General features: G+C 55.2%; 15 protein-coding genes. 5 read left to right on the top strand and 10 right to left on the bottom strand.

The genetic code is table 11. The features are described from left to right. Window positions 1–35: 35 nt before the first annotated feature. The 5 genes from ACX3P5_RS20965 to ACX3P5_RS20945 are packed head-to-tail and all read right to left on the bottom strand — an operon-like array spanning window position 36 to window position 6,784. Window positions 36–2,108 carry a beta-galactosidase gene (locus ACX3P5_RS20965; protein ID WP_458969299.1) on the bottom strand — a complete coding sequence of 691 codons (2,073 nt, stop codon included), beginning with the start codon at window positions 2,106–2,108 and terminating at the stop codon, window positions 36–38. Window positions 2,109–2,154: 46 nt separating this feature from the next. Continuing rightward, window positions 2,155–3,348: a glycoside hydrolase family 53 protein gene (locus ACX3P5_RS20960; protein ID WP_233988452.1), complete on the bottom strand. Its 1,194-nt coding sequence runs from the start codon at window positions 3,346–3,348 to the stop codon at window positions 2,155–2,157. Between the two features lie 3 nt (window positions 3,349–3,351). Further along, complete coding sequence (locus tag ACX3P5_RS20955; protein WP_233988454.1) at window positions 3,352–4,203, bottom strand: sugar ABC transporter permease; 852 nt, start codon at window positions 4,201–4,203, stop codon at window positions 3,352–3,354. Between the two features lie 10 nt (window positions 4,204–4,213). After that, complete coding sequence (locus tag ACX3P5_RS20950; protein WP_233988455.1) at window positions 4,214–5,521, bottom strand: carbohydrate ABC transporter permease; 1,308 nt, start codon at window positions 5,519–5,521, stop codon at window positions 4,214–4,216. A 42-nt stretch (window positions 5,522–5,563) separates the two neighbouring features. Beyond that, window positions 5,564–6,784, bottom strand: a complete 1,221-nt coding sequence (locus ACX3P5_RS20945) for an extracellular solute-binding protein (RefSeq protein WP_233988456.1) — start codon at window positions 6,782–6,784, stop codon at window positions 5,564–5,566. A gap of 323 nt (window positions 6,785–7,107) precedes the next feature. On the opposite strand from ACX3P5_RS20945, the gene ACX3P5_RS20940 reads away from it, so the two are divergent. Continuing rightward, window positions 7,108–8,226, top strand: coding sequence for an ABC transporter ATP-binding protein (locus ACX3P5_RS20940; RefSeq protein WP_233988458.1), 1,119 nt, complete (start codon window positions 7,108–7,110; stop codon window positions 8,224–8,226). Window positions 8,227–8,500: 274 nt separating this feature from the next. On the opposite strand, the gene ACX3P5_RS20935 is transcribed toward ACX3P5_RS20940, so the two are convergent. Continuing rightward, a complete protein-coding gene (locus ACX3P5_RS20935; protein ID WP_458969298.1) occupies window positions 8,501–8,995 on the bottom strand; it encodes a surface-adhesin E family protein in 495 nt (164 codons plus the stop codon). Continuing rightward, entirely contained in the window at window positions 8,992–9,615 is a 624-nt protein-coding gene (locus ACX3P5_RS20930) for a hypothetical protein (RefSeq protein ID WP_458969297.1), read from the bottom strand. The genes ACX3P5_RS20935 and ACX3P5_RS20930 overlap by 4 nt, the downstream gene beginning before the upstream one ends. A gap of 270 nt (window positions 9,616–9,885) precedes the next feature. Here ACX3P5_RS20930 and ACX3P5_RS20925 point away from each other — a divergent pair, with 270 nt between their 5' ends. Further along, a complete protein-coding gene (locus ACX3P5_RS20925) occupies window positions 9,886–10,620 on the top strand; it encodes a 2-phosphosulfolactate phosphatase (RefSeq protein WP_458969296.1) in 735 nt (244 codons plus the stop codon). 79 nt (window positions 10,621–10,699) lie between these two features. Here ACX3P5_RS20925 and ACX3P5_RS20920 read toward each other — a convergent pair whose 3' ends face one another. Together ACX3P5_RS20920 and ACX3P5_RS20915 are read right to left on the bottom strand one after the other, a co-directional pair. Beyond that, window positions 10,700–11,437 carry a metallophosphoesterase gene (locus tag ACX3P5_RS20920; RefSeq protein ID WP_458969295.1) on the bottom strand — a complete coding sequence of 246 codons (738 nt, stop codon included), beginning with the start codon at window positions 11,435–11,437 and terminating at the stop codon, window positions 10,700–10,702. 323 nt (window positions 11,438–11,760) lie between these two features. Beyond that, window positions 11,761–12,690 (bottom strand): LysR family transcriptional regulator, encoded by a 930-nt coding sequence (locus tag ACX3P5_RS20915; protein ID WP_458969294.1) that lies wholly within the window; start codon window positions 12,688–12,690, stop codon window positions 11,761–11,763. Between the two features lie 124 nt (window positions 12,691–12,814). Here ACX3P5_RS20915 and ACX3P5_RS20910 point away from each other — a divergent pair, with 124 nt between their 5' ends. The 3 genes from ACX3P5_RS20910 (at window position 12,815) to eptA (ending at window position 16,145) form a co-directional block, all read left to right on the top strand. Continuing rightward, window positions 12,815–13,387 (top strand): NADPH-dependent FMN reductase, encoded by a 573-nt coding sequence (locus ACX3P5_RS20910; protein ID WP_458969293.1) that lies wholly within the window; start codon window positions 12,815–12,817, stop codon window positions 13,385–13,387. A 26-nt stretch (window positions 13,388–13,413) separates the two neighbouring features. Next, a complete protein-coding gene (locus tag ACX3P5_RS20905) occupies window positions 13,414–13,938 on the top strand; it encodes a VOC family protein (RefSeq protein ID WP_233988469.1) in 525 nt (174 codons plus the stop codon). Window positions 13,939–14,519: 581 nt separating this feature from the next. Further along, complete coding sequence (eptA, locus tag ACX3P5_RS20900) at window positions 14,520–16,145, top strand: phosphoethanolamine transferase EptA (protein WP_458969472.1); 1,626 nt, start codon at window positions 14,520–14,522, stop codon at window positions 16,143–16,145. A gap of 181 nt (window positions 16,146–16,326) precedes the next feature. Here eptA and ACX3P5_RS20895 read toward each other — a convergent pair whose 3' ends face one another. Next, window positions 16,327–16,554, bottom strand: coding sequence for a hypothetical protein (locus tag ACX3P5_RS20895; protein WP_233988471.1), 228 nt, complete (start codon window positions 16,552–16,554; stop codon window positions 16,327–16,329). Window positions 16,555–16,562: the final 8 nt, after the last annotated feature.

Raw genomic sequence — 16,562 nt, 5'->3', positions numbered from 1 at the left:
GCCCGCCGTGTTGCTGATAACGCTAACCGCCTCGCTTAGGAGGCGCTGTTGTCCCGTGGCGCACGCAATACGCGACAGCCCCAGGGTGCCAGGGTCAGCGCGCCGGTCAGCGGGACGCCGCTGATCAGATCGCTGATCCCGGCTGGCAGTTGCAGTTGCTGCGCCTGTCCGGTGTAGTTCTGCAGGAAGATAAACGCGTGTTCACCATCGGTACGGCTCTGCGCCGTCACGCCTGGCGGCAACGCCATCGGCAACGCACGCGGTAACGCCAGCTGCCGGATCAACGCGCCGTAGAAATCACGGTGGAACGGCAGATCATTACGCGATGCGATGTACCAGGCTTTGCCCTTGCCGACCTGATTAACGGTCACCGCCGGAGTTCCGGCGTAGAAGTCGCTTTCGTAGCTGGCCACGACCGTTGCGCCTTCCGGATGAATATGCTCGCAAAGTTCCCGCGCCTGATACGGCCCGCACAGGCCCAGTTCGTTACCGTTGACGCCGCGTACGCCATTGAACTCATCGTCGGTCAGGCTATCGATCTCTTCTGCCCAGATGCCGAGCAGCGGCCGCAGCGGGCCAGGGAATCCGCCGAGGTAACAGAGATCGCTCTCGTTGACGATGCCGCTCCAGTAGCTGGCAACAAAGTGACCGCCCCGCTCCAGATGTTGCTGCACCCGCGCCGCGAAGCCATCACGAACCATGTAGAGCATCGGCGAAATCACCAGCTCATAGCCGCTGAGATCGCTGTCGCCGTTGATCACATCGACCGCCACACCCTGTTCCCAGAACGCGCGATAGTGTTCATTCACCGTGCGTTCATAGTGCAGGCCGAGGTTGCGCGGACCCTGCGCGTTATCCATTGCCCAGCGGCTTTCCCAGTCGAAAATAATCGCCACTCTGGCCTCAACCCGGCTGCCCAGCACCGGAGTCATCGCCGCCAGCATCCGTCCTAGCTCGCTTACTTCGCGGCCGGTTCGGGTATCAAGGTGACCGACGTGATCGACCACCGCACCATGAAATTTCTCGACCGAGCCGCGGCTTTTACGCCACTGAAAATATTGCACCGCGTCGGCACCGTGCGCGACCGCCTGCAAAGACGAGAGAATATGCATCCCCGGCTTTTTGAGCTTGCTGGTCGGCTGCCAGTTAGTGGCGCTCGGCGTCGACTCCATCAGAACAAAGGGTTTGCCCTGCTTCAGGGTTCGCATAAGATCGTGATACATCGCGGTGTAGCAGGCCAGCGCGGTTTCATCCTGCTGGTTGTGCCACATCGGATAGCTGTCCCAGGAGATAAAGTCGAGCGTCGGGGCCAGCTTCCAGTAATCGTAATCGTAGAAGTACTCCATGAAGTTGGTGGTGGCGGGCAGATCGGGATTGGCCTGCTTCAGCGGCTTGATCTCTTCGCGGCAGAAATCGTTGACCTGATCGGTCATAAAACGCCGCCAGTCGAGGTTCAGACCGTGAATCGACATTTCACCCTGCGGAGCCGGTGAGACAATCTGCGACCAGTCGCTGTAGGTATGGCTCCAGAAGTCGCTCCACCAGGCGTGATTCAGCTTCTCCAGCGTTTCGTAGCGGCGCTGCAGCCAGCCGCGAAAGGCCTGCTGACAGCGATCGCAGTGGCACTCGCCGCCATACTCATTAGAGATGTGCCAGCCAATCACCGCCGGATGATGGGCATAACGTGCCGCCAGCTGGTTGTTCATCGCCTGTACTTTCTGGCGATAAACCGGCGAGGTCATGCAGTGATTATGCCGGCCGCCATGCAGAGCAGGCACGCGATCGCGACCCACCCGCAACACCTGCGGGTAGGCCTGCGACATCCAGGCCGGACGGGCGCCGCTCGGCGTGGCGAGAAACACCGAAATGCCCTGCTGCCAGAGCTTGTCGATCACCTCATCCAGCCAGCCGAAATCATAGCGTCCCTCTTCCGGCTCCAGCTTCGCCCAGCTAAAAATCCCGACGGACATGACGTTACAGTGCGCCTGCTTCATCATCATTACATCGTCATCAATAATGCCCGGCTGATGTTGCCACTGTTCCGGATTGTAGTCAGCGCCATGCAGCAGCGAGGTCACCCTGGCGCTGATCGGGGGAAATTTATTCATATCTGTTCCTCAGAGGTGTCAGAGACATCAGCGTTTGCGCTAATGATTAATGAAAAACCTGTAGCGAAGGCAGCGCCTTGCCGTGACAGTCAAACAGCGCCTGATTTTCGCGGGCGTTACCCTGTTTCCATTCGTCGTGGATATATTTCATGCCGGCAGGCGTGGCCCAGGTGTTGCCGGGCGCCGGGATCCATGCGGGTTCCCAGTACACCACGCCTTTGCCGCGATGGTCTGGCACCGCCAGTACCGCTTTGATCAGATCATGCAGGTAGGCCGCCTGGCCCGTGACCGTAGCGGGATAACCGCCGGCCTGCTCCTCTTTGGCCTGGAAGCTGTTCTCCGCGCTATCGCAGTTTTCCAGCTGGTAGCCATAGGCGGCTTCCACCACCATCACATCTTTGTCATAGCGCCGGGAGATATCGTCCATGTTAGCTTTCAGCGCGCTGATCGGGCCGTTCCAGTAGGTGTACATCGACAGACCGATCACATCGAACGGCACATCACGCTTAACGATTTCGTCGAACCACCAGCGGAACATGTCGTTTTTAGTCCCTTCAGCGAGGTGCAGCATGATCTTCACCTGCTGCGGATCGCTGAGGTTTTCGCGCAGCCCGCCGATCGCCGCTTTCAGCAGACCGGCCAGACGATCAAACTCGCCGCCGTTCTGGCCCCAGCTTTTTCCCTCTGGCCAGAGCATCCCGCCGTTGAGTTCATTGCCAATCTGCACGATATCGGGCATCACGCCTTCCGCTTTGAAACGTGCGAGGGTGTCGCGGGTATAGTCATGAATCTGCGTTTCCAGCTGAGGAAAGGTCAGCGACTGCCAGGCCTTTGGTTTGAACTGCTTGCCGGGATCGGTCCAGAAATCGCTGTAATGCACGTCGAGCAGCAGCTTCAGTCCGGCCGCTTTAACGCGCTTCGCCAGCGCCAGTGTGGTCGCCAGATCGTTGCCGCCGCCGCCGTAGGTCTGGCCGTTGCCGTCGGTGGGATCGACCCACAGCCGCAGACGAATGGTGTTGATGCCACTGGCTTTCAGAATGGCGATGGCATCCTGCTGCTGGTTAGCGGCGTTGTAGAATTTCGCGCCCTGCTTCTCCAGTTCCGCCAGCGAAGAGATGTCCGCGCCTTTGATGAAATCCGCTGGCCACGGCCCGGCGGAGGCGATAGTGGACGAATGAGCGGCGAGCAGCGGTGTCGCCCAGGCCAGCGCCAGGGCGAGAAATAAGGTTTTTGGCGTCATGATTTATCCTTTAGTACTGCCTGAGGCCAGGCCAGAAACGAAGTATTTCTGCAGGGCCAGATAGAACACCGCTACCGGCACCGCGATCAGAACCGCGCCCGCCGCATAGGTGGTGTAGCTGGCGCCCATCTTTTGCGACACCAGGTTATAGAGGCCGATCGGCAAGGTGAACTGATCGGGTGTACGCAAAATGGTGCTGGAGAGAATGAAATCGCCCAGCGGACCGGTGAAGGAGAACAGCGCCACCACCGCCAGAATCGGCTTCGACAGCGGCATGATGATCTCGACAAAGATGCGGAAGTTGCCCGCGCCATCCATGCGCGCCGACTCATCCAGATCTTTGGGTATCGAGTCGAGATAGCCCTTCATCAGATAGGTGTTCATCGGGATCATGCCGCCGACGTAGATCAGCACCAGCGCCATGTGGCTATTGATCAGCCCCAGCAGTTGCGACAGCACGAAAATCGCGATCAGTGCCGAAAACTGCGGAATCATCTGCAACAGCAGAAACAGCATCAGCCCGTTCTGCCGCCCTTTGAAGCGAAACCGCGAAAAAGCGTAGGCGGTACAGCTGACGCTCACCAGCGTCAGCACCATGGTCAGGAAACTGATTTTCATCGAGTTCCAGTACCAGGTCAGATAAGGCACCGTGCCGTTGAACAGATCGCGGTAGTGCTGCAGTGACGCATTCTCCGGAATGATCGAACTGCTGAGCAGGCTGTTACCCGCATTCAGTGATGCTCCTACCGTCCAGACCAGCGGATAAATGATGATGGTCGAGACGGCCAGCACCACCAGCCAGGTCAGCGACAGGCGTACCCACCGTTCGCGTTTAATACTGCCGGACTTCGCCATAACTGCTCCCTTACGCCATCTCATCTTGTTTAAACGACCGGGTCGCGCGGAACTGCCACAGCGCCAGACCCACCACGAAAATCGACAGCAGAATGGTGATAGTGGCGGCGATAGCATATTGCGACGACGACATGGTGAGCTTGTAGATCCACGACACCAGAATATCGGTGCCGCCGGCATTCGACCCCGCCACCGCCGGACCGCCGTTGTTAAACAGGTAGATAATGTTGAAATTATTAAAGTTGAAGGTGTATTGCGTGATGATGATCGGCGCAATCGCATACAGCACCAGCGGCAGCGTGATGGTTTTCAGCCGCGTCCAGGCACTGGCGCCGTCCATGATCGCCGCCTCATAGAGATCGTCCGGAATCGCCTGCAACACGCCGGTGGTCATCGCGAAGACAAACGGGAAGCCGAGCCAGGTCTGCATCATGATCAGCGCGGTTTTGCTCCAGAACGGATCGGTCATCCACGCCTTTGGCGCGATGCCAAAGAAATCGAGAATGGCGTTATTGATCACCCCGAAGCTGTCGTTAAACATGCCGGCAAACACCAGAATGGTGACGAAGCCCGGCACTGCCCACGGCAGGATAAAAATGGTGCGGATCAGCGGTTTAAAGCGCAGGTCTTTCTGATTGACCAGAATTGCCAGCATCACGCCCACGGTGCACTGCAGCGTGGTGGCCAGCAGCGTCCAGACCACTGTCCACTGCAGCACGTCAAAAAAGGTGGATCGCCAGATCGACAGGGTGAAAATGTTGATAAAGTTTTTGAATCCCACCCAATCCACCAGCTTCGCCGGCGGCGTGTGGTAGAGGTTGTAGTTGGTGAAGGCAATCGCGAAGCCAAACAGAATCGGAAACACCACCACGAACACCAGCAGAATAAAGCCCGGTGAAATCATCAGGTAAGGGAAGCCGTCGCGCAGCAGCAGCTGATACTGCTGACGCACACTGTTAAGTGGCTGACCCTTGTCACGCTTTACGCCATTCAGCCAGGCATCACGCACCGACACTCCCCAGACTGCGAGGCCAAAGGCAGCAATCAGCAGGCTGATGATCCCCTCTGCCAGCAGGAAGATGGAGTTATCGCGCGGGACCACTTCACCCAGCGTATAGAGTCCCCACATCCCTTCACGCAGAAAATCGTGGAAGACGCCGGTAAAACTGGCGAGCAAAATCAGAAAACAGAGCCCTTTTGCCCACTGGCGGTGATAAAACTGGCCGAAGCCAGGCAGCAGCGCGAGCAGCGCACCCGTCGTCGCATGACGACGCGGACGCGTAGCGCTGACCAGATGTTCATCGGAAGAAATAGCCACACCCTGATCCTTTTCCTGTAGGGATTATCGCCCGGCGCACCATTACTGGTTGCTGGCCTGCATCGCTTCGATCTGCATGGTGATCTGCTTCACGGCATTATCCAGCGCCGCTTTCGGCTCCTGCTTGCCGGAAACGCTCAGCTCCAGCGCCGCATTAGCCGGACCCCAGACTTCCTGCATCTCTGGTACGCCTGGCATGGCCGACGCGCGCGTGGCCTGCACCGCCACCGCGTTAGCTTTCTCATCATCTTTGATGATCGGATCGTTCATCAGCGCCGTGACCGGTGGGATTTCCTGCGTTTTCTGATAACGCTCTTTGACGTACTGCGGCTGGTTAATAAAGGTGATGAATTTCTGCGCCAGCGCCTGATCTTTACTCCAGGTTGAGACCACATACCCTTTCACGCCGAGGAACGAGCTCATCGGTTTGCCGTTGGGCAGCAGCGGCAGCGGAGCGACACCATAGTTAATCCCGGCCGCCTGATAAGGCTGAAACGCCCACGGACCATTAATCACCGCGGCCGCTTTTTTCTCGGTAAACAGCGAGTCGATGGCGTTCAGCCCGTTGTCGCCCATGATGCCGCCTGGCAACAGCCCTTCGCTGAAGAAGCGCTTCAGATAGCTGACCGCGTCGACGCTGCCCGCAGTGTTCAGCCCGACATCCTGGGTATTGAGCGTCCCATCACTATTTTTGCCAAAGATATAGGCGCCCATCGGAGCCATTACGCCCCAGCTGTAGTAGATCTGATCAAACTTCGCCAGCAGGCCATACTGCTTCGCCGCGCGTTGCTTTTGCGAGAAGGCGCGATATTCATCCAGGGTTTTCAGCGGTGACGGCAGCAGATCTTTGTTGTAAATCAGCACCAGCGTCTCAACCGCTTTCGGCGCGCCGTAGACCACCTTGTTCTGCGTAAAGGCTGCCATCGCTGACGGTGTGTAGGCGCTCTGTTCCGCCGCATCCATTTTCAGCGGGGCCAGCAGGCCCTGTACCACGGCGCTGCCCAGCTGATCGTTCGGAATGACCAGCACATCCGGGCCGATGCCCGCCGGACCATCCAGACGCAGCTTCTCAATCTGCTGGGCAAACGGCATCTCCTGCACTTTTACCTCAACGTCGTACTGCTTTTGAAAATCGGCGATCGCGGTTTTGATTCCGTCCGATTTCTTAATATCTTCCCAGATGGTCAATTGCTGAGCGGCCCAGGCGGATTGATTAAGCATCAATGCTGAAAGGAGTAGCGTAACGCTGATTTTAATTTTCATTTCTGTCCTCATGTGAAGGTATGACATTTTTAGCTGTCATTCGCTGAAATCTTTTTGCTAACGCCTGCAGAGTCCTGACTAAACGGGCAGGTTGATTCTGGATAACGTATCGCACAGGGGGCCTACGCTACGCGGAACGCTGACGCCGCTCCAGCCTGTTAGCACCAATGTGTGATCGGTATTACAGAAATCAAAAACAGCGGTAGGGCGCGCTTCGGTGCAACGTTATAGTCAACTCAGGCACCATCGGGGCTGACGTGAAAATTAACCATCTGTTATACGTCGTACATTTAAGCAGCCATATCCCTGCCATGAGGATCAGCATGTCCAGCATCAGATTAAGAAACGTCACCAAACGCTTTGGTAAAACAGAAACGCTGAAAAACATCACGCTCGATATCGAGACCGGTGAATTTGCTGTCTTCGTTGGCCCGTCCGGCTGCGGTAAGTCCACGCTGTTACGGCTGATTGCCGGGCTGGAGGAGATCAGTGACGGTGAGATTTTGATTGGCGATGAGGTGATGAATGACATCGCGCCCTCACATCGCGGTGTGGCGATGGTGTTTCAGTCCTATGCGCTCTATCCGCATATGACCGTGGCGGAGAATATCGGCTACGGCCTGAAAGTTAACCGTTTGCCGAAAGCGCAGATTGAGCATCAGGTGGAGATGGTGGCGAAAACGCTGCAGCTGGCGCATCTGCTGGATCGTAAACCAAAGCAGCTTTCCGGCGGTCAGCGTCAGCGTGTGGCGATTGGTCGGGCGATTGTGCGGAATCCGCGGGTATTTATGTTCGATGAGCCCTTGTCGAACCTTGATGCCGAACTGCGTGTCGATATGCGCCTGCACATAGCAAAGCTGCACCAGGAGCTGAAAACCACCATGGTTTATGTGACGCACGATCAGACCGAAGCGATGACGCTGGCCGATAAGATTGTGGTGATGAACTACGGCAAGGTGGAACAGGTCGGGTCGCCGATGGCGCTCTATTACAATCCGATCAACCGTTTTGTCGCTGGCTTTATCGGATCACCGAAAATGAATTTTCTGCCGGCACGCGTAGAGCAGTGCGGGCCCGGCGGCCTGATCGCGGTAGTCAACGACGGCGAGCACCGGCTGCAACTCCCCTCACCCTTGCGCCAGCTGCAGCCAGGCGATGAGATCACGCTGGGGATCAGACCAGAACAGTTGCAGATTAACGGCGACGGGCCGCTTAACCTGAATTTTCATTGCGAAGTGGTGGAGCGACTCGGTAACAATACCTATCTGTTTGGTCAGAGCCACGGCTACGACGGCTTCAAAATGCTGCTGCCGGGCGATGTCCATTTTCGTCCCTACCAGACACTGCGACCCACCTTCCATCCGCATCACTGCATGGTGTTTGATGCCCAGGGCGAGCGCATCAGCGCGGATATCGCGATGCCGCAGGTTCGCGCCGCCTGATTACTGTCAACAAGCCCGGTGATGGCGATCGCCGGGCGTGCTGTTACGCTTTTGATGCGCGCTAATGGTCTTACGGATTGTTGCCGTGACACCGCGATCAATCGCTTCCTCAGGCCAGGCTGTCCCTTTCACCCCAACCTGATTTCAGAAGCGGCTCATTCCCTGAAGCGGTTGATTTTTATCTGCCAGTCATCCGTTTACCGTTCAGTATCTGATTCAGGTTCAAGGCAGAAGTCGTGACCTCATCATCCCGTTTCGCCCGGCCTGTTGGCGGTTAATCCAGCAGCGGCTTGCGGTTGTCTTTCGGCGGCTCTGGCTTGAGTCTTTCAACGGGAATATTGCACATGCTCTCTGCAATCATGCCGAAAAGAGAATCTTTCGGGAACGTTTTCCACTGCCCCGGCTCCGCTCCGACGTGAACAAGAATGCCTTCCGCAAAGGGTTTTGAAAACATTGACCGGTTCAAAACAGCACGCTGGTTTTGCTCGCAGTTAATCACATTAATGGCCCGGGAACTGGCAACGTAAACGGGCGGATCTTTTATAATCAGTCTCTGTTTCACGTAGTTGTTGATGAAATAAAACTGACGCAGGTGAGGATTACCCTGATAGGTGGAAATTACCCTGAAATCGGCATAGGAAATTAAGTCGTCATCAGCAAGAACTTTTATCAGACCTGCCGGAGCTTTTACCGGCGTTTGCGGCGGTGGCTTGCTGGTTTCCGCACAGCCGGTCAGAAGAAGTAATGTCATCCATGTCAGTTTTTTCATTTTGCCGCCTCAGCAGTTAAGTCAGGTCGTAACGTTACGAGCATATCAGGCGTGACATTTCCCTGAACGGAACAGAGTAATAATGTGCCCTGTTTGCCTTTGCTGAGTAATAACAGTTTCTCGGTGCTTTCTTTTGCCGGAGCAATGTCAGAGACCGCTTGCGCGTTTATTTTCCATCCACTGTCTGGGTTTGCTTTAATCATCGCCTGAGAGACATATTCATCTCCGGCCCTGGTCCAGCTCAAATGATCGAGTCTGGAGAGCACCTCTTGTGGTGATTCTTTGAAAACCAGTCCCCAGAAATAGTATTTACCGTAGTTGATGGCATCGAAATTATTGGTTTGCAGATTATAACCGGTAATCGTCAGGTTTAATTCATGCAGAGGCTGGGTAAACCAGAGGGTGCCATTGCCGTCGACCGGCGCTTTGAACCAGGCCCGCTGTTGATGGTCAACCGTTAGCGGTGCGACGCGGCTCAGAGTGGCCCGCTGATGATATATTTCGTTGAAAAAGGTTGAATCACAACGGGTCAGGCTTTGCGTCAGCGTATTCGCGTAAGCAGGTAATGTCAGTCCTGTCATTCCCAGCAGGAGGCCAGTGGTATAGATAATTTTACGCATCTCATATCCCTATATAAAAAACGCTCTTTTTATCGGCGCAGCGCAATGGAACTTTATGTTTTTTCTTTCACTGTCGGACGGGTGCATGATTGATTCAGCCTGTGCCTGGCATGGTCGAAGCACCCTTGAGGTTACCCGAACCAACGCTGTCGTTTACGGCGACCAGATACCCTCTGTTCATGAACAGCGTTAGCTCAGGATTATAAGAACACGAAGCTCAGTGACGCTATGTTTACTGTTATCAACGGAAAAATTAACTGAGAAAAGATCATGGAAGCGTTCAGCCAGCAGCGTTTCGGGGTTCGTCTTGAGTGGGGCCTGTCTGCCGTAGAGGGCTTAGCCAGCGAAGCGGACTGCATCGTTATTATCGACGTTATCTCATTTTCGACCTGCGTCAGCCTGGCGGTCGATAAGGGTGCGCGCATTTATCCCTGGCCGTGGAAAGACGATTCCGCACGTCAGTATGCGATGAAAATCGGAGCACAGGCAGCCAGCCCGGACCGTCGATTCAGCGGTGAAGGTTATAGCCTGTCGCCGGTTTCGATTCAAAACATTCGCGAAGGTGAAAGCCTGGTACTGCCGTCGCCTAACGGCTCCGCGATTTCGTTCAGGGCGCGGGAGACCGGTAAGCCGGTTTTCACCGGCTGCTTACGGAACATGACCGCCACAGCAAAAGCCTGCCGCCATTTTGACCGTATACTGATCATCCCCTGTGGTGAGCGATGGCCTGACGGTAGTCTTCGTCCCGCGGTTGAAGATTACGCCGCAGCAGGCGGCATTATCGCCGCAATGGGACGACAGGATTATTCACCCGAAGCACAGGCGGCGGTGGCTGTCTGGCAATATTACCAGGCACAAAATCTGCAGCCTCTTGGTGAATGTGCCTCAGCGCTTGAACTCCAGCAGCGTGGATTTGATGCAGACACCGTGCTCTGCCTACAGGTTGATACGGCTAAACAAGCGTGCCGGCTGAAGGGGGAGTTTTATGCGTCAGCGGTGACCTGACTGACCCGCTCAGCGGGAAACGCAATCTTCTTTTTCTTTCAGGTGCTTTGCCTGCCGCTGCGGGGGATTGAGGTATAAGTCACACACAGACATGATGGCTGGTAAGCCGGTTGTTGACATAGCGATGAATCATTAACGCAGGCGGTTCAGCGACCGGGGGAATGTTTTTTGTTCCGAACCATACAGGATTAGCCGAGCAGACGGAGCCACAGATATAAGCCGGAATACCGGCAAAAGTACCTGCTACTGGCCGATGTACATGCCCGGTAGCCATCGCCAGCAGCCTGGCCGGTGCGTTTTTAATCAGCGTTTCCAGCAGGCCCGTTGCTCTGCACATCGATTCATCCAGGGTCGGGATGCCAGATTCAAAGACGTGATGATGCATAAAGAGCAGCGCTGGCGAGTCCCCTGTATTGTTGAGTTGTTTATTCAGCCATTCGAGATGGCCGGAAACGCTGCCATAATCCTGGTGATCAACTGTCGAATCCAGACCTATTAGTTTCAACCCGCCAATATCACGACTAAAGTGCAGAGCCTGTGGCGACGCATCAGAAGCCCCCTGTGACTCACCCCATGTCATTCGCATTAAATGGCGAGCGTCGGAATTTCCCGGCAGAACTAATGAAGGATAATCCTGCTGTTCCAGTTGTTCAGCGATCTCTCTATAGCCTTCGCGCCACTCGCCGTCTGTCAGGTCACCGGTAAGCACGACTATGTCCGGATGCAGATTCGCAAGCCACCTCAGCACCTGTTCGAATCGCTGAAGATGATCGTTTTCAGATGAGGCATGAATATCCGAAATCTGAGCTATCAGCATAGCGTCCTCCACGATTTCGATGGGGTGTTAACGGCGGAGCTTAACACAGTCAAAAGCTATCATCCGGCATCCGGGCTTTGCCGACGATGGCTTTCTCTTGTTATTCAGTTAAATTCAGTGGTTCCAATACCGAATGCACCGATCGCCAGCGCCCAGAGAGCAAATGGCATAACGCCGGGCCTGTCAGTCAATTTCACGTTTAAGCTGTACTGACTGCCGTGAGTGGTCCGGTTACAGCCAGCAGACGTTGCGGGACGGACAGAATGTCAATTTGCTCAACGTTGATAAACAGCTCTGAAATCGCCTCAGCGTTGATAAGAACGCTACCTTAAATCGCCAAAAACCCCTTCGCCCGCCTTTTTAAGCAGTTCGTCGACGATAATGCGGACTTTCGGGATCAGATGCCGGGTGCGGGGCCACACCACATTCAGCTCTACCGGCACCGGCATATGGTCGGCCATCACCGCCACCAGGCTACCTGCCTCGATATGGCTGTTCACCATCGATTCCGGAAACTGTGCAATCCCTGCACCGGCAAGACAGGCGAGCAGTATGGCATCACCATCGCTGATCTGATGCGCCGTGCCTGAGATAAATTTCACCTCCCGCTCACCCGCTGGGCGCAGTCGCCAGGCCAGTGGCGCGCCCCGCCGAAAGCCCATGATGCAGCCATGCTTTTTCAGTGATTCGATGTCACCAGGCGCGCCATGCTGCCTGAGATACTCAGGAGAGGCGCACAGGATAAGACGCTGACGGCTCAGACGACGGGCGATCAGCTCATCGGTGCTTTGCAACTCACCAAGCCGCAGTACCAGATCAACGCCCTCCTCAACCGGATCGATCAGCCGATCATTAAAGGTCAGCGCCAGCCGCAGCGCCGGGTAACGGCTAATCAGATCCAGCAGCACCGGCATCATCAGATTGCGGCCAAAAGAGGCCGGCATATCGATACGCACCGTGCCCGCCGGATTGTCCTGACGTCGGCTGAGGCTGTTTTCCGCCGAGTCCAGAATCTCCAGCGCCGACAGGCAGCTTGCCAGATAAGCCTCACCGTCGCTGGTCAGGCTCAGTTTGCGGGTAGACCGGTGAAACAGACGTGTTCCCAGCCGCTCTTCGAGCCTTGCCACGCTCTTACCCACCGCGGATTTGGTAATGCCCAACTGTTCGGCAGCTTCGGTAAAACTGCTCGATTTTGCCGTAATGACAAAGTGAGTAATGCCTCGCAGAGAATCTGCGGTAAAGGAGGTAGACATAAAGTTGACTCAGTGGCGAATTACAAGCGGTTTATCGATGTTTAATTCTATACCAGGCTTATCTCCCTCGGAAAATAAACCCGGCACTGACCGGAGAAACTGTTCTGAACTAACTGGAGAGCCCATGTCACAGGCCAAACCCCTTACTTTCGTCTCACTGCTGGGCAGCCTTCGTAAAGGCTCTTTTAACGCGGTAGTGGCCCGCAATCTCGCTTCGCTGGCCCCGGCCGGTGTGGAGATCACCCCGCTTGGCTCTGTCGGCGAGATTCCACACTATGACGCAGACCGGCAGGCCGACGGGTTTCCCGCCGCCGTCGTGGCAATGGGTCACGCAATCTCGGCAGCGGATGGGCTGATCATCGTCACACCGGAATATAACTACTCGGTGCCAGGCGCGCTTAAAAATGCGCTGGACTGGCTTTCACGCCTGCCCGACACCCCGGTAGCCGGTAAACCGGTGGCGATCATCACCGCCTCTCCGGGCGCCATTGGCGGCGCGCGAGCCCAGTATCACCTGCGTCAGATTCTGGTGTTTCTTGACGGCAGAGTGCTGAACAAACCGGAAGTGATGGTCGGCAAGGCCGCTTCCCGGCTTGATCCGCAGACCGGCCTGATCACCGATGAAAATACCCGCAATCTGATTGCGGCCCAGCTCAAAGCGCTGGCAGAGAGGGCAGCTAACCGGCACGCCCATTAACGATTAATCAACCTGGGAGAAAAACAATGTCTGTTGAAACGATTCGCGGTATGGACCATGTTGGCATCACCGTATCCGATATTGACGAGGCCACCCGTTTCTTTAAAGAAGCGTTTGGCGCAGAAGTGATCTACGACTCCGTTTCCCCATCAGATGAGGATGTAAAAGGCGAAGAGACGGAAAGCATCCTTAACCTGTTTCCGGGAACCCGCATCACCACGGTCAGGATGATGACGCTAAAGCACGGGCCGGGGCTGGAGCTGTTTGAAATGAAAGGACCGGAGCAGCAGCAGCCGGTGCGTCCCAGCGACTACGGCTTACAGCATTTTGCCGTGTACGTTGATGACATCGACCAGGCCATCAGCCTGTTTGAGCGAGCCGGTGGAAAAATGTTTACCTCGCCTCAGCCACTGATGTTTCCGACCGAAACAGGAAAAAATAACTTCTTCTGTTATGGCCGCACGCCGTGGGGCAGCGTGATTGAGCTGATCTCATTGCCATCAAAATTACCGTATGAAGATCACACTGCTCTGCGCCGCTGGAAACCCTGAGTCTGTCGGGTGCGTCTGCCAGGGCGCACCCGACAGCGCCCTTCCTCGCTGGCTGACTCCCTCCTAGGCTAAACAGGCTTCACCCCCTTTACTGTTCCGCGCATCAGACATCTGAATCAACTTCGCTCCTGTGGCGATCTCTCTTCTGGTTCACCGCCGAATCAGCGTGATGCAGCCACCCCGGTCAGACGCACCAGTTCAGTCAGGTGTCGTTTTACAATGCACGCTTCAGCGAGCTGAGAGTTTTCTCTGAGAACGATCGGCCCGGCGCTGGTGCGTACCGCATATCGCGTGATCCACATCCCAACATCGAAAAATCCTTCACCGGGAATATCAGCATTTTGTTTAGGTTGACTTAATGTTTACCGCTGTAAACTTATCTTCATTCAGGGTTCATCAGATGGTCACATTTTCAGCAATCGACTGTTTTGGTTAATGATAAGCGTAACCGCAGTCGCAGGTTGCTTAGCGTCTTGGGCCGCAGCGTTTTAACTTTTATTAAACATTGTTAATCAACGGGTGACTGGTTTTGACGGGTCAGATTACTCGGGTTATGGAATATCTTTATGTCTCAATTACGCATGACTAAGCCCGTTCTGCACCGCGTGACCTATATTGTTTTTTTCTCGCTTTATATCTCGGTTTTTCTCAATATTGCCTATTACCAGCAGGCTCTGGCGCTGATCCCGCTGAACGGCCTGCGCAATACTCTTTTCTTTCTCTCTATGCCGCTGGTGGCCTTTTGCGTCATTAATATTGTCGTCACCCTCACCTCATTTTTCAGGCTGGACAGGATAGCGGTTGCGCTGTTTATCCTTGTCTCTGCCACCGCGCAGTATTTTATTCAGCATTACGGCATCGTTCTGGATCGCTCGATGATCACCAACATCGTGGACACCACACCAGCCGAGAGCCTGGCCCTGCTGACGCCTGAAATGCTGCTGGTGCTGTTTCTGTCTGGTGTTGTGATGGCCGCACTGGCTTTCTGGCCGCGTTTTAAAAAGACGTTCTCTCTCTGGACATCTCTGGCATCCCGCGGCATTAACATCGCCCTTTCTGTCATGCTGATCGCGCTGGTGGCGATGCTGTTCTACAAAGATTACGCCTCGCTGATCCGCAATAATCATGGTCTGGTCAAGGCTCTGAGTCCGGCGAATTTTATCGCTGCCTCGCTCTCTTATTACCAGCATCATCAGCAGGCCGACCTTCCGCTGGTAAAAATAGGTGAAGACGCCCATCAGCTTCCACAGATGCTGACCGGGCCGAAAAAAAACCTGACGATTCTGGTGTTGGGTGAAACCTCACGCGCCGCGAACTTTTCGCTGGGCGGTTACTCGCGACCGACCAATCCGTTACTGGCTGAAGATGATGTTGTCTATTTTCCTGATACCACATCCTGCGGCACCTCGACGGCGGTCTCCGTGCCCTGCATGTTTTCCAACATGCCGCGTGCGCACTATGACGATGCGCTGGCCAGCCATCAGGAAGGCGTGCTGGATATCATCCAGCGGGCGGGTCTGCGCGTTTTATGGAACGAGAACGACGGAGGATGTAAAGGTGCCTGCAATCGGGTGCCGAATCAGGATATGAACGCCCTGAACCTTCCCGGCATGTGTATTAAAGGCGAGTGTTATGATGAGGTGCTTTTTCATGGCCTGGAGGAGTATATCGCCCGACTGCAGGATAATGGCGTCATCGTTCTGCATACCATCGGCAGTCACGGGCCGACCTATAGCCACCGGTATCCGCCCGCGTTCCGCAAATTTACCCCCACCTGTGAAACTAAACAGATCCAGGAATGTTCGCAGCAGCAGCTGGTTAATACTTACGACAACACCATTTTGTATGCCGACTATATCGTCGACAAGGCGATTGAGTTACTCAAGGCGCATCAGGACCGGTTCACCACCAGCCTGGTTTATCTCTCTGACCACGGTGAGTCGCTGGGTGAGAACGGCGTTTATCTGCATGGACTTCCCTATGCCATTGCGCCTGAGGTTCAGACCCATGTGCCGATGCTGATCTGGTTGTCACCTGACTATCAGCAGCGTTACGCGGTGGACTCGCGCTGCCTGATCCAGCGGGCCGCAGCCAACGCCTATTCACAGGACAATCTGTTTTCTACCCTGCTGGGGCTTACCGGGGTTCAGACACGGGAATATGTCGCCGCCGACGATATGCTGGCGGCGTGCCGGGAAAAGCGTTAAGGGGATTTTTCATATGAAGCCCGGTCGGGGCTTCATATTTTTTGATTGGAAGTGGCAGGGTGTAGATGAAAGAGTGCAGGGAATAGCGTGTCGGCCCGGCAGCCCTGACCCTGACACGCAGGTTACCCGCGCACGGATGACTCACGCTGCTTTTCTTCCTGAAGGTCAATATCAGGCCGGGCTAAGTGATCAGGTATTTAATGGAGGTCCACAGCAGATATATCCCTGCCAGGATCTGTAGAATCCGGGTGCCCCAACGGATAAAACGCCAGGCATGGCGTTCACTGGCATCAGCCGCGGCGATGGTCGGATCGGGATTAATTTTTCTTTTCCTCGGTCTGAAGTCCAGCCAGACCAGAATAATGATGGCTATTGCGACCAAAGCTTTTTGAAGTACATTGGCGTCCATGCGTCATT

Source organism: Pantoea sp. S-LA4 (assembly GCF_054482835.1).
This window is presented reverse-complemented; position numbering and strand designations above follow the sequence as displayed.

Coding starts and splice junctions, on each gene's coding strand:
- ACX3P5_RS20965 (WP_458969299.1), bottom strand. CDS start 2,108: ATGAATAAATTTCCCCCGATCAGCGCCAGGGTGACCTCGCTGCTGCAT.
- ACX3P5_RS20960 (WP_233988452.1), bottom strand. CDS start 3,348: ATGACGCCAAAAACCTTATTTCTCGCCCTGGCGCTGGCCTGGGCGACA.
- ACX3P5_RS20955 (WP_233988454.1), bottom strand. CDS start 4,203: ATGGCGAAGTCCGGCAGTATTAAACGCGAACGGTGGGTACGCCTGTCG.
- ACX3P5_RS20945 (WP_233988456.1), bottom strand. CDS start 6,784: ATGAAAATTAAAATCAGCGTTACGCTACTCCTTTCAGCATTGATGCTT.
- ACX3P5_RS20940 (WP_233988458.1), top strand. CDS start 7,108: ATGTCCAGCATCAGATTAAGAAACGTCACCAAACGCTTTGGTAAAACA.
- ACX3P5_RS20935 (WP_458969298.1), bottom strand. CDS start 8,995: ATGAAAAAACTGACATGGATGACATTACTTCTTCTGACCGGCTGTGCG.
- ACX3P5_RS20930 (WP_458969297.1), bottom strand. CDS start 9,615: ATGCGTAAAATTATCTATACCACTGGCCTCCTGCTGGGAATGACAGGA.
- ACX3P5_RS20925 (WP_458969296.1), top strand. CDS start 9,886: ATGGAAGCGTTCAGCCAGCAGCGTTTCGGGGTTCGTCTTGAGTGGGGC.
- ACX3P5_RS20920 (WP_458969295.1), bottom strand. CDS start 11,437: ATGCTGATAGCTCAGATTTCGGATATTCATGCCTCATCTGAAAACGAT.
- ACX3P5_RS20915 (WP_458969294.1), bottom strand. CDS start 12,690: ATGTCTACCTCCTTTACCGCAGATTCTCTGCGAGGCATTACTCACTTT.
- ACX3P5_RS20910 (WP_458969293.1), top strand. CDS start 12,815: ATGTCACAGGCCAAACCCCTTACTTTCGTCTCACTGCTGGGCAGCCTT.
- ACX3P5_RS20905 (WP_233988469.1), top strand. CDS start 13,414: ATGTCTGTTGAAACGATTCGCGGTATGGACCATGTTGGCATCACCGTA.
- eptA (WP_458969472.1), top strand. CDS start 14,520: ATGACTAAGCCCGTTCTGCACCGCGTGACCTATATTGTTTTTTTCTCG.
- ACX3P5_RS20895 (WP_233988471.1), bottom strand. CDS start 16,554: ATGGACGCCAATGTACTTCAAAAAGCTTTGGTCGCAATAGCCATCATT.